Raw genomic sequence first — 11,518 nt, forward strand, 5'->3', positions numbered from 1 at the left:
TTAAAGACCTGCTGCATCCTTAAGGATTTCAACTTTGTCAGTTTTTTCCCAAGTAAATGCTGTATCTGAACCTTCACGGCCAAAGTGACCATAAGCAGCTGTTTGCTTATACATAGGTTGAATAAGGTTAAGCATGCGTGTGATGCCATATGGACGTAAGTCAAAATGTTCACGAACAAGTTGAATGATCAACTCATCAGATACTTTACCAGTATTGAAGGTATTGATTGAAATTGAGGTTGGTTCAGCAACACCAATTGCATAGCTCACTTGGATTTCACATTTATCAGCAAGGCCAGCAGCAACAATATTTTTGGCGACATAACGACCAGCATATGCAGCTGAACGGTCAACTTTAGATGGGTCTTTACCAGAGAATGCACCACCACCGTGACGCGCCATACCGCCGTATGTATCAACGATAATTTTACGACCAGTTAAACCACAGTCACCTACAGGGCCGCCGATTACAAACATACCTGTTGGGTTGATATGGAATTTTGTGCCTGCATGGAACATTTCAGCAGGAATGATTGGCTTAACAATCTCTTCAATCACAGCTTCTTTCAACTGAGCTTGAGTAATTTCTGGGTCATGTTGAGTCGAAAGCACGACAGCATCTAAGCGAACAGGTTTGCCATTTTCATAAGCAAAAGTAACTTGGCTTTTTGCATCTGGACGTAACCAAGGTAAAGCACCTGAACGACGTAACTCTGCTTGACGCTCCATTAAACGGTGTGCGTAAGAAATCGGTGCAGGCATAAGCACATCTGTCTCACGGCTTGCATAACCGAACATTAGACCTTGGTCACCAGCACCTTGATCTTCAGGTTTTTGACGATCTACACCTTGTGCAATCTCAGGAGATTGTTTTCCGATCATATTGATTACGGCACAAGTTGAACCATCAAAACCTAAGTCAGAGTGGTGGTAGCCAATACCATTTACGGTTTGACGTACGATCGCTTCAAAATCAACGTTAGCCGTTGTTGTGATTTCACCAGCAAGAACAACCGCGCCTGTTTTTACTAATGTTTCACAAGCGACACGTGCATACGGGTCTTCTCTTAGGATTGCATCTAAAATCGCATCACTAATTTGGTCAGCCATTTTGTCTGGATGACCTTCGCTTACAGATTCTGAAGTAAAAACAGCATACTCGCGCATGAACGTCCTATCATGGTTATTTTCAAAAAGACAGAGTATGTTACATCGACTTGGCTCATAGGACTAGCACAAGCTGACTAAAAACCATAAATTTATTGCATTTTCATTGTGTTTTTATTGATATGTGTATCAGTAAAGCTTATATGTGAGGATTGATTTTTAATATTTTTCTGAATAAGCGAATAGATTCTACAAACCAGAGATATTTACTTTTGCTTACGCTGTGAACATTTGTTCACATAATTGAAAATGAATGATCGAAATATAAGAAATATCGTGTATTAGACTTTACCCCATGTCGTTTTTTTAAGACAATAGTCTCAATTTTTGAAAGATGATTTCTCGTCTTCTTTATCACATTGATTTAATCGGATTCTGACTTATGACAACCCCTTTAAATGAACGTCGTATTGCTAACGCAATTCGTGTCTTGGCAATGGATGCTGTGCAACAGGCAAACTCAGGGCATCCAGGTGCACCAATGGGGATGGCAGATATCGCTGACGTCGTATGGCGTGAGTTTTTAAATCATAACCCAACAAACCCACAATGGGCGAACCGCGACCGCTTTGTATTGTCAAATGGTCATGGTTCTATGTTGCAATATGCTTTATTGCATTTAACAGGTTATGACTTATCTATTGAAGATTTAAAGCAATTCCGTCAGTTACATTCTAAAACACCAGGTCACCCAGAATATGGTTATGCACCGGGTATCGAAACAACGACAGGTCCATTAGGTCAAGGTATCGCCAATGCTGTTGGCTTCGCTTTAGCTGAAAAAACATTAGCTGCTCAGTTCAACAAAGATGACTTAAACGTTATTGATCACTTCACTTATTGTTTCTTGGGTGATGGCTGCTTAATGGAAGGTATTTCTCACGAAGTATGTTCACTTGCAGGTACTTTAGGTTTAGGTAAGCTTGTTGTTTATTATGATGACAACGGTATCTCGATTGATGGTGAAGTAGAAGGTTGGTTCAGTGATGACACTGAGCAACGTTTTAACGCTTATGGCTGGCAAGTACTTCGTGTAGATGGTCATGATGCAGATGCAATTCGCCAAGCGACTGTAGAAGCAAAAGCTGAAACTAATAAGCCAACCATTATTATCTGTAAAACGATTATCGGTCTAGGTTCACCAAACAAACAAGGTAAAGAAGATTGCCATGGTGCGCCTTTGGGTAAAGACGAAATCGTTTTAACTCGCGAAGCATTAGGTTGGAAAGAAGATTCCTTTGTTATCCCTGAAGATGTATATGCAGCTTGGGATGCAAAAGCAAAAGGTCAAACCTCTGAAGCTGCGTGGAATGAATTGTTTGCTCAATATCAAGCAAAATATCCAACTGAGGCGGCTGAATTATTACGCCGTATCAATGGTGATTTACCTGCTGAATTTGCTGCACAAGCAGATGCTTTCATTGCTGAAACAAATGCTAAAGCTGAAACCATTGCTACACGTAAAGCAAGCCAAAATACATTACAAGCATTTGGTCCATTACTGCCTGAATTATTAGGTGGTTCTGCTGACTTGGCGGGTTCTAACTTAACACTTTGGAAAGGTTGCCAAGGCGTACAAGAAAACCCAGCGGGTAACTATGTGTATTACGGCGTTCGTGAATTCGGTATGACCGCAATTGCGAATGGTGTGGCTTTACACGGTGGCTTTGTTCCTTACGTTGCAACATTCTTGATGTTTATGGAATATGCGCGTAATGCAGTACGTATGTCTGCATTAATGAAGCAACGTGTGATTCATGTTTATACACATGACTCGATTGGTTTAGGTGAAGATGGTCCTACGCATCAACCAATTGAACAAATTGCATCGTTACGCGGTACACCAAACTTAAATACTTGGCGTCCATGTGACACAGTTGAAGCAGCTGTTTCTTGGAAATCGGCACTTCAACGTAAAGATGGCCCATCAGCATTAATTTTCTCTCGTCAAAACTTACCATTCCAAGCGCGTAATGAAGCTCAAATTCAAAACGTTGCAAAAGGTGGTTATGTACTTGCTGAAGAGAAAGGTGAATTGAAGGCAATCATCATTGCAACAGGTTCAGAAGTTTCATTGGCAATGGAAGCATATGCACAACTTGAAGGTGTGCGTGTAGTGTCTATGCCATGTGCTGAAGAATTCATGAAGCAAGATGCTGCATATCGTGAAGCGGTATTGCCTGCACACATCCGGGCGCGTGTAGCGGTTGAAGCGGCTCATGTTGATTACTGGTGGAAGTTTGTTGGTTTAGACGGCAAAGTGATCGGTATGACCACTTACGGCGAATCTGCACCAGCAAAAGACTTGTTCCAATTCTTCGGTATTACGACTGAAGCGGTTGTTGCTGCGGTTAAAGAACTGACTGCTTAATCAAATTAAGTGGTATAAAAAAGCGTTCTAATTAGGGCGCTTTTTTGTATTTAAGATATCTAATAAGTGAATAATTGGGCCAAATAGTTCAAAATATATTATAAAAAAGCTATTTACATGGAAAAAGATGAGAACTGAACAACAAAAAGAATTGGACTTGCTTCGTTTGTTGGTAATTGACGCCTATAAATTATTTGATAGGGGGACTATCTCAATAAATCAAATAAATATTTGTCGAATATGTGACCAATATGAAATGGATACGCTTAAATACCTTGTAGAAACACCACTTAAAAATCTTAAGTCTAAAATTTTACTAAGAAGATATGGAGTGGGTGGTTGTATATCTAATATTTCATTAGAAGAGTTTAAATATTTTTTACCTCGATTTCTTGATTTATTAGTAGAAGAACATGTTAATTATCATATTGATATTTTTCATATGATTGAAAAATCAAAAGTAGATGATTGGGGGTGGCAAGAAGTATTGTTTTTAAATTTATTTGCTCAAAATTATATTCAATATAGTTTATGGAATGAAGAAAATACTTCTTTAAAATATATACAAGATTTCTTGGAAATGTTTCAGTATGAATTGTTTGATACTGAACTTTTATCAAAACTGTGTATAGAGCATCCATCCTCATATAGTCTGATTGATTATGCAACTCAGAAAATAACAGGTGGTTATGATGATTATTTGGCAGAAAATGAATTACGATGCCATAGAGTAAAACAGATAGTATCCATTTGGAATGTTGATGAAAATATTCGACAATATTTTATTGATAAATATTATGAATTAAAGAAAAAAGGGTATACTTTTGATCGAGGTAATAGCAATTATGTGCTGGAATGGAAAAAGGGTGTTGATCAGGGGATCTATTGAGCAACACCTTAAATTTTACCCGATACTTAATTCACTCTGAATCGAAATATTAGAAGTTAGTAGTTTATGAACAGGGCAGCTCTCAGCAACTTTGAGTAATCGTTTATGTTGATCTTCGGTAAATTCACCTTTTAGTATAATCTTGCGTTCAATATTATTTTGTCCTGATTCAGGATCAACATTTGGGTTTAATGCTAAATCAACTTGAACATGCTCAAGCTTAATACCTTTGTGATTTGCATACATTTCTAACGTAATCGTGGTACATGCTCCAAGAGCGGAAAGAACAAGTTGTATTGGATTTGGTGCAGTATCTTGCCCACCTTTGTCCATAGGCTCATCTGCATACCATGTATGACCAGAAGTATCTGTAAGTGTTACACGATAGGGAGTTGCTGTACTTAATGCTTGTGCTGAATGAGTCATGTTTTACCTTATTGTTTATCTTTAAAAATAAAAAGGATTGTACCTAATCATGCAGTGTTCACTACTGATTGTGTAGTATCGAATAGTCTAATCATATGTTGTTTAGCTGGGCTGCGTAATACTTTTATTGTTGCACCGATGAAACATATCGTTTTATAAAGAATAGTGAATAAAAATACTTGATGTATACACTAATACTCATATCAAACAAGGATACCAAAAATGCAATTCAAAACATTAAGCCTCGGTTTAGCATTCGCTTTAGCAAGTTCTGTAACATTAGCTGCCCCAGTAGACTATAAAATTGACCCAACACATACAGCAACAGTATTTAGTTGGAATCACTTTGGTTTTTCTACACCAAGCGCTAACTTCACTGATATTCAAGGTGTTATTAAAGTTGATAATGCGAAACCTGCAAATTCATCAGTAGAAGTGACAATTCCTTTAAGCAGCGTAAATACTAACGTAGCGGCTTTAGATAAAGAGTTCCAAGAAGAAGCTTGGTTTAATGCAGCTAAGTACCCAAACATTACTTTTAAAAGTACTAAAGTAGAAACCAAAGATAAAAAGCATTTCAAAATTACAGGTGACTTAACTGTTAAGGGTATTACTAAGCCAGTTGTATTGGATGCAGTATTGAATAAGCAGGGTGAGCACCCAATGGCAAAAGTACCTGCGATTGGATTTAATGCAACAACTTCATTTGATCGTTCTGCATTTGGTATCGGAAACTATGTACCAAACGTTGGCGATAAGATCACTGTAAATATTACGACTGAAGCAACAGTAGCGAAGTAATAGTTATACACTTAAATGTTAAAAAAGCTCACGATGAATATTCGTGAGCTTTTTTATTTATAATGTCATTAAAGCGAATAACTATGATGTTACATTAAATGCATCTGAATAGATGACATAGCCACTTGGTATATGGTCGGTAAAAGCAAGAATTTGAAAATACTCTGCTGGAACACCTTCTAAGATTAAATTAGCATCTGCCTTAAACCCAAATTTTCCATAATAATTAGGATCACCGAGTAATACGCATCCTTTTGCATTTAGTGCCTTGATTCTATTCAAACCTTCTTTCATAAGTTCAGAGCCTATACCTTTTCTTTGATATTCAGGAATAACGGAAATAGGACCTAAGCCATACCAGTCTGTCGTACCATCGGAAATGGAGACAGGTGAAAAGGCGATATGACCAACGATTTTGCCATGAGTTTCAGCAACTAAAGAGACAGTAAGTTGTTTGGCTGCTCTAAGCGCATTTACGATAAATTGCTCTGTATGGCTAGAGTATTCTTCATCATTAAATGCTGCTGTGGTTAAATCAAAAATTGCTTGGATGTCAGTGTTTTGTTCATCACGGATATGAATATTCATTTTAATTGCCTATATGTTTTTAAATTACTGACGAAGCAAAATTGTGTTGTTGCTTCATCAGATGATTGTTAAGGATGTTTATTGATTATCGAATTGAGGTCGTACGTTTCTAAGCCCATTCAAATTGATTTGATAGGGTTGTCCTTCCTGTGATTTGATCAATCGTTTCTTTTTAAGTTTTTGAAAAACATCGAGTGTGCAATCGGATAAGACAAAACCTTTACGGCTATAGCATTCTACAGCGATGAGTTGTCCAGATTCATTTTTGAGTTTTACTATTTTTCCGCCTTTGGCTAAGACGTGTAAAGTCCGTTGTTCAGGCTTGGATAGGTTCATGTTGGAATCCTGATATAAGTAATCAAAAGCAAAGATAGGCATGCAGCCTGAAAATTCGCGTTGATAACCCATTTCAAATTTTCATTGAAATATGGTTATCAGATTACTGCTATCTCCAACATAAAATCCTCGATGTAGATTGGATATGAAATATATGATTTGAATATATAGGTGCTTATATTTAAAGTAAAGGATTATGTGAATTTTACTTTATTTGTAATGTGGTTATGATCATGTGTAGTCTGATTTTCTTGATCAATTTATAATAAAAGCATTATTTATTAAAAGCCTTTAAACATATAGCTTGAATTTTATTATTAAGGTAAGACAAAGATGGATGATCAACTGTTTATACAGAAAGCAGTAGATTTAGCATTAGAAAATGCAAAATCAGGTGGTAGACCTTTTGCAGCATTGGTTGTGAGAAATGGTGAAATCATTGCTACAGGTGTCAACCAAATCAAATTAACCAATGATCCTACAGCACATGCTGAGCTATCAGCATTACGGGAAGCTGGCAAAATTTTGGGTAATCCTAATTTAGAGGGTTGTATCGTCTATGCAAGTGGGCAGCCTTGTCCGATGTGTTTAGCTGCGATGCGTATGGCAGGAATTAACCAAGTGCGTTATGCATTTTCCAATGCTGATGCAGAACCATTTTCATTATCGACAGCAAATCTTGCTGAAATGCTGAGAATGCCGCCTGAAAAACAAGAGGGATTAATATTTAAACAAATTACGCCGTTGCAGAACTTAGATTTATATAAGTTATGGCAAAGCTATCAAGAGAAATAACTTTATGTGCACTTGAACCTTACTATTATCACTTTTTAGTCTGTTTCTCTTTCAGTAATAAATATGCTGGTGTGGATTTCTTGGCTTGACGACGGAGCATGATTTTGATGTATAACACGATAGCAAAACATGCTGTAGCAACCGTAAGCATAATACTATTCATATAACTCATAATTGAGCTGACATAACCAATTGTTGCCAAACGCCTTTGCATTCGTTCAACTTGAGTACTGGATTCTATACCTGTAATTGCCCACGTACAGAGATGTTCACAATTATTAATAATCAAATGGTAATGGTTTTCATGCATACGTGAGCGCATACGCCGAACAACAGCCTTTGCTTTGTAGCGTGGTGATTGGTAGTCTCTTGTGTAGATCGTTTTTCCACGTGCGAAACGTTGGATAGAGGTCATTTCAATCGGATGCTTTTTGAAAATATGAGCAAAACCTGAGTAATGGATGACCCGTCCACGACCTGCATAAATTCCATGATGGCTATAACCAAAGTGTTTTACGATCAGGTGTGCACCAAGAGGGAAGCGTTGATGTTTTTGCTGCATGCTGATACAAAAATATTGTATTTACAGTGTTATTTTAGTGAAAAATAATGAATCAATCGAGCATATTTAGACATAGAATCCTATGATTATGTGTTGAGTTTGTATCTGCTGTTTTCAGGATTGATTTTGCTATGTGAAAATAATAAAAATTGGCTTCATATATAAAATGACGATGAAGATTTGGCTTTTAGCTTTTTTATCAATGTACTCGGTAGCTGAATTACATGCAGCACAATATCAAAGTATTCGGGTCGATCAGATCACGTATGACGTGATTAAAGTTGAAAAACTAGATCAGTTAGAATTATTTTTAAAAAATAAAAATTTAGATCGTTATTATCAAAGTTTTTCTCGTCTTCAAGCAGACCTTTCAGCTTGTGCTCAAATGAGTTTTGCAATGAACGCAGGAATGTATCATGGGGACTTTCGGCCTGTCGGTTTGTATGTAGAGCATGCCAAACAAACATCTCAGTTAAATGAGGATACTGGCTTTGGGAACTTCTTTATGCAACCCAATGGCGTACTGGCATGGAATCATCAAAAAGCTGTGATTCAAACCACGGCAGATTATAAGAAAAGTAAATTTAGGGCGCTTTTTGCGACACAATCAGGACCGATGTTAATCAATGATGGAAAGATCAATCCCCAATTTTTGCCAAACTCAAATTCTTTAAAAATTAGAAATGGTGTAGGGATCAAAGATAATCAATTGTATTTCGTAATTTCACAACAGAGAGTCAGTTTTTATCAGTTTGCCCAATTTTTTAAACAGCAATTGCAGATTGATCAGGCTTTGTATTTGGATGGTTCAATTTCAAGCTTATATTTAGATAAAACTAAACGACATGATAAAAGATCGAATTTAGGGCCAATTGTTGCGGAAATAGATAGAAAAGCCTGTAAATAGTAAAAAGCCCTAATCTTTCAAGGAGAGATTAAGGCTTTCTTTCTTATTGTACTGGTGGATTGATCATCGCCAGTAACTCTTTGCGGCTGTAGCCGCGAGAAATTAGTACTTTCTTGATGCCCTTAATGACATCTTCATCAGTTGCTTTTACTAAAGCATCCAATAGTTGTTCATTTGATTTGCAAGAACAATCATTTTCAACGCAAGAAGTTTGATTCTTCTGTTCGTTATACTGTTGATCTGCACTGAACATTTTTTGCCAAAAACTCATAGAGCCTTCATTCACAAACTAACATAGATCGAAATATAGCCGCTTTAAAATAAAAAACAAGTCAGCTAAAGTGATAAAAGCAGCAATCGAACTTCAATTTTTTCGATAAACATTTGGAAGATAAACGAAATTATGACGATTTGATGACTTGATCTTTGATATATATGACTTTTTTACTCGGATTTAATATTTAAACTTGCTGAAAAAATAAAGGGTTATTGCAACCCTTTATATATAAAATTTACGTTGAAATAATTTGTTTAAATCTTTTCAAGTAAAACACCAGATTCAACATGATGAGTAAAAGGGAACTGGTCAAACATAGCAAACTTTGTGATGCGATGCGTTTGTGCTAGTGTCCCTAAGTTATCATGTAGCGTATCTGGGTTACATGAGATATAAATAATACGTTCAAAGCCTTGTAACAGTTTAAGCGTTTCATCATCAATCCCCGCACGCGGTGGATCGACAAAAACAGTATCGAACGCATAACTTTTGATGTCGATCTCTGCTTCTTGTAAACGCCTAAACTCACGCTCACCTTGATAAGCTTGCGTGAATTCCTCAGCAGATAAACGTGCAACTTGAATATTTTCGATTTGGTTCTGTTCGATATTCCATTGCGCGGCGTAAACAGATGATTTTGCAAGCTCAGTCGCAAGTACACGTTTGAATTTTAATGAGAGTGGTAGGGTGAAATTCCCATTTCCACAGTACAACTCCAGTAAATCTTTTTGAGCTCCTTCAGCGGCATCACATGCCCATTCAAGCATATGTTGGCACACTTGCGCATTTGGCTGAGTAAAGCTACTTTCAATTTGTTTGTATTTAAATGTACGACCATGAACATTCAGTTGTTCAACCACGTAGTCGTCACCAATAATTACTTTTTGACCGCGGCTACGGCCCATAATTTTAATATTTAGTTTTTCAGCTAGCGCTTTTGCTGCAACTTCCCATTCAGCATCTAATTTACGGTGATAAATCAGCGTGACAAGCATTTCTCCACTCAGTGTCGACAGAAAATCAGCTTCAAAAATACGCTGAGATAAAATAGGGTTTGCTTTTAATTCTTCTAATAAGCGTGGCATTAAATCATTAATGTGACGATCTGCGATTGGAAACTCATCTACACGAATGACTTGTTTTTGCTTACCGTCTTCAGCACGTTCAAACATTGCATAGAACAAATCTTCTTCAGTGTGCCAGATACGAAACTCAGCACGCATACGGAAATGTTGTTCTGGTGATTGAAACACTTCTAAAGCTGGTGGATTGAACGGTGCAAATTGTGCGGTAATTCGTTCAACTTTCTCTTGAAGTTGCTGTTGGTAAGATACAGTCATAAATAATGAAAACTATAGGTGAAATTTAAACAAGGCATGGTATCAAAAAAGGCGTATGAGGTGGATGGAAATTATCAAATTCATATGTTTATCTCATAGATTTGTACTTAAAACTCGATCAATAAATTCAGCTTTGATTTGTCGATATTCATCTGGCGATAAACCCATACAGTTTTGTTTTAACTCATTATATTGGTGTACTAGCTGAGCTGAATTCCTCAAGCGATCTCTAAAAATGAGAAAATTAGTAAATTTTGATCCAGTGACCACTATTTGGAAGGCAACATCCTCATCAGATGCTTGGCTTTCAAGTATACACAGTTCGTCAGTGCGTAAAGTATTGAATTTTTCTTTAAATCCTAATGTTTTAAGTTGCTCTATTGTTCGTGAAAATTGCTGAGCGGGCACCTCTATATAGATATCTAAGTCACCCTTTGAAATTGCATGAGGGATTGCTGAAGAACCAATATGTTCAACAATCGCATTTGGGGTTAGCGAAAGTATTTCACTTTTATATTTTTCAAAAAGCTCAGCAGCTTTCTGCTGATATTCAATTGCTGGAAAAAACTGCATTATTCTTCCTCTAAAAATTTATATAAAAACGCAGCAAGTTATGTACCTAGTTTTGAACGTATATATTTAAAAATAAGAAAAGAATAGGTTTATGCGTCATTTTACGACGTTATGTGATTGCACGATGCTGTTAAATTGACTGTAATTATATTTGGACGAGATGAGAGATAAACTCATGGTGAAAAAGAAAACTATTGAATTTGATGAGTTAACTCATGAGCAATTGCTGCACGCATTGAAAAAATATGTGCTGAAAGAGTTAGATGTAGATTTAGGGAATTTACCTGCACAGTTTTTATTGGACTTTATTGTTGAGGAGTTCGGGCCTTATTTTTACAACCAAGCTTTGAATGATACACATGAATGGTTGGCAGAGCGTTTTGCTTATTTGAATGATGACCTTTTTGTTTTAACAAAAGAAAAGTCGAAAGCTTAAATACTGAAAAGGCACAGTACTCTGGGACAATAATCTCTAAAAATGAAAAA

The 11,518-nt window shown here is 36.7% G+C and carries 14 protein-coding genes; 6 read left to right on the forward strand and 8 right to left on the reverse strand.

Going from position 1 to position 11,518, the window contains the following annotated elements; genetic code table 11:
* Nucleotides 1-1,167 carry a methionine adenosyltransferase gene (gene metK, locus IO68_RS24675; protein ID WP_004879155.1) on the reverse strand — a complete coding sequence of 389 codons (1,167 nt, stop codon included), beginning with the start codon at nucleotides 1,165-1,167 and terminating at the stop codon, nucleotides 1-3.
* Nucleotides 1,168-1,549: 382 nt separating this feature from the next.
* Between metK and tkt the strand changes: the two genes are divergently transcribed.
* Together tkt and IO68_RS24685 are read left to right on the forward strand one after the other, a co-directional pair.
* Nucleotides 1,550-3,538 (forward strand): transketolase, encoded by a 1,989-nt coding sequence (gene tkt / locus IO68_RS24680; protein WP_023013262.1) that lies wholly within the window; start codon nucleotides 1,550-1,552, stop codon nucleotides 3,536-3,538.
* A 127-nt stretch (nucleotides 3,539-3,665) separates the two neighbouring features.
* Complete coding sequence (locus IO68_RS24685; RefSeq protein WP_023013263.1) at nucleotides 3,666-4,427, forward strand: hypothetical protein; 762 nt, start codon at nucleotides 3,666-3,668, stop codon at nucleotides 4,425-4,427.
* Between the two features lie 15 nt (nucleotides 4,428-4,442).
* On the opposite strand, the gene IO68_RS24690 is transcribed toward IO68_RS24685, so the two are convergent.
* Nucleotides 4,443-4,853 (reverse strand): OsmC family protein, encoded by a 411-nt coding sequence (locus IO68_RS24690; RefSeq protein WP_023013264.1) that lies wholly within the window; start codon nucleotides 4,851-4,853, stop codon nucleotides 4,443-4,445.
* 222 nt (nucleotides 4,854-5,075) lie between these two features.
* On the opposite strand from IO68_RS24690, the gene IO68_RS24695 reads away from it, so the two are divergent.
* A complete protein-coding gene (locus tag IO68_RS24695) occupies nucleotides 5,076-5,654 on the forward strand; it encodes a YceI family protein (RefSeq protein ID WP_023013265.1) in 579 nt (192 codons plus the stop codon).
* Nucleotides 5,655-5,735: 81 nt separating this feature from the next.
* Here IO68_RS24695 and IO68_RS24700 read toward each other — a convergent pair whose 3' ends face one another.
* Both IO68_RS24700 and IO68_RS0116905 read right to left on the reverse strand, forming a co-directional pair.
* Nucleotides 5,736-6,242: a GNAT family N-acetyltransferase gene (locus IO68_RS24700; RefSeq protein WP_023013266.1), complete on the reverse strand. Its 507-nt coding sequence runs from the start codon at nucleotides 6,240-6,242 to the stop codon at nucleotides 5,736-5,738.
* 78 nt (nucleotides 6,243-6,320) lie between these two features.
* Nucleotides 6,321-6,578, reverse strand: a complete 258-nt coding sequence (locus IO68_RS0116905; protein ID WP_031234784.1) for a YjhX family toxin — start codon at nucleotides 6,576-6,578, stop codon at nucleotides 6,321-6,323.
* 333 nt (nucleotides 6,579-6,911) lie between these two features.
* Here IO68_RS0116905 and IO68_RS24705 point away from each other — a divergent pair, with 333 nt between their 5' ends.
* Complete coding sequence (locus IO68_RS24705) at nucleotides 6,912-7,373, forward strand: nucleoside deaminase (RefSeq protein WP_023013268.1); 462 nt, start codon at nucleotides 6,912-6,914, stop codon at nucleotides 7,371-7,373.
* A 28-nt stretch (nucleotides 7,374-7,401) separates the two neighbouring features.
* On the opposite strand, the gene IO68_RS24710 is transcribed toward IO68_RS24705, so the two are convergent.
* Nucleotides 7,402-7,935, reverse strand: coding sequence for a lecithin retinol acyltransferase family protein (locus IO68_RS24710; protein ID WP_007482380.1), 534 nt, complete (start codon nucleotides 7,933-7,935; stop codon nucleotides 7,402-7,404).
* A 172-nt stretch (nucleotides 7,936-8,107) separates the two neighbouring features.
* Here IO68_RS24710 and IO68_RS24715 point away from each other — a divergent pair, with 172 nt between their 5' ends.
* On the forward strand, nucleotides 8,108-8,842 hold the full coding sequence (locus IO68_RS24715) for a phosphodiester glycosidase family protein (protein WP_031234785.1): 735 nt from the start codon (nucleotides 8,108-8,110) through the stop codon (nucleotides 8,840-8,842).
* A 43-nt stretch (nucleotides 8,843-8,885) separates the two neighbouring features.
* Here the strand turns inward: IO68_RS24715 and IO68_RS24720 are convergent, their stop codons facing one another.
* The 3 genes from IO68_RS24720 to IO68_RS24730 form a co-directional block, all read right to left on the reverse strand.
* Nucleotides 8,886-9,113 carry a hypothetical protein gene (locus IO68_RS24720; protein WP_004879177.1) on the reverse strand — a complete coding sequence of 76 codons (228 nt, stop codon included), beginning with the start codon at nucleotides 9,111-9,113 and terminating at the stop codon, nucleotides 8,886-8,888.
* A 260-nt stretch (nucleotides 9,114-9,373) separates the two neighbouring features.
* Complete coding sequence (gene trmA / locus IO68_RS24725) at nucleotides 9,374-10,459, reverse strand: tRNA (uridine(54)-C5)-methyltransferase TrmA (protein ID WP_019384309.1); 1,086 nt, start codon at nucleotides 10,457-10,459, stop codon at nucleotides 9,374-9,376.
* Between the two features lie 93 nt (nucleotides 10,460-10,552).
* Complete coding sequence (locus IO68_RS24730; RefSeq protein WP_023013270.1) at nucleotides 10,553-11,032, reverse strand: GrpB family protein; 480 nt, start codon at nucleotides 11,030-11,032, stop codon at nucleotides 10,553-10,555.
* Nucleotides 11,033-11,207: 175 nt separating this feature from the next.
* On the opposite strand from IO68_RS24730, the gene IO68_RS24735 reads away from it, so the two are divergent.
* Nucleotides 11,208-11,468: a DUF2164 domain-containing protein gene (locus IO68_RS24735; RefSeq protein ID WP_023013271.1), complete on the forward strand. Its 261-nt coding sequence runs from the start codon at nucleotides 11,208-11,210 to the stop codon at nucleotides 11,466-11,468.
* The last annotated feature ends 50 nt before the right edge of the window (nucleotides 11,469-11,518 follow it).

It is taken from the genome of Acinetobacter sp. COS3 (genome assembly GCF_000475335.1).
Lineage (GTDB): Bacteria > Pseudomonadota > Gammaproteobacteria > Pseudomonadales > Moraxellaceae > Acinetobacter > Acinetobacter venetianus.

Coding starts and splice junctions, on each gene's coding strand:
- trmA (WP_019384309.1), bottom strand. CDS start 10,459: ATGACTGTATCTTACCAACAGCAACTTCAAGAGAAAGTTGAACGAATT.
- metK (WP_004879155.1), bottom strand. CDS start 1,167: ATGCGCGAGTATGCTGTTTTTACTTCAGAATCTGTAAGCGAAGGTCAT.
- tkt (WP_023013262.1), top strand. CDS start 1,550: ATGACAACCCCTTTAAATGAACGTCGTATTGCTAACGCAATTCGTGTC.
- IO68_RS24700 (WP_023013266.1), bottom strand. CDS start 6,242: ATGAATATTCATATCCGTGATGAACAAAACACTGACATCCAAGCAATT.
- IO68_RS24715 (WP_031234785.1), top strand. CDS start 8,108: ATGAAGATTTGGCTTTTAGCTTTTTTATCAATGTACTCGGTAGCTGAA.
- IO68_RS24730 (WP_023013270.1), bottom strand. CDS start 11,032: ATGCAGTTTTTTCCAGCAATTGAATATCAGCAGAAAGCTGCTGAGCTT.
- IO68_RS24690 (WP_023013264.1), bottom strand. CDS start 4,853: ATGACTCATTCAGCACAAGCATTAAGTACAGCAACTCCCTATCGTGTA.
- IO68_RS24705 (WP_023013268.1), top strand. CDS start 6,912: ATGGATGATCAACTGTTTATACAGAAAGCAGTAGATTTAGCATTAGAA.
- IO68_RS0116905 (WP_031234784.1), bottom strand. CDS start 6,578: ATGAACCTATCCAAGCCTGAACAACGGACTTTACACGTCTTAGCCAAA.
- IO68_RS24735 (WP_023013271.1), top strand. CDS start 11,208: ATGGTGAAAAAGAAAACTATTGAATTTGATGAGTTAACTCATGAGCAA.
- IO68_RS24710 (WP_007482380.1), bottom strand. CDS start 7,935: ATGCAGCAAAAACATCAACGCTTCCCTCTTGGTGCACACCTGATCGTA.
- IO68_RS24685 (WP_023013263.1), top strand. CDS start 3,666: ATGAGAACTGAACAACAAAAAGAATTGGACTTGCTTCGTTTGTTGGTA.
- IO68_RS24720 (WP_004879177.1), bottom strand. CDS start 9,113: ATGAGTTTTTGGCAAAAAATGTTCAGTGCAGATCAACAGTATAACGAA.
- IO68_RS24695 (WP_023013265.1), top strand. CDS start 5,076: ATGCAATTCAAAACATTAAGCCTCGGTTTAGCATTCGCTTTAGCAAGT.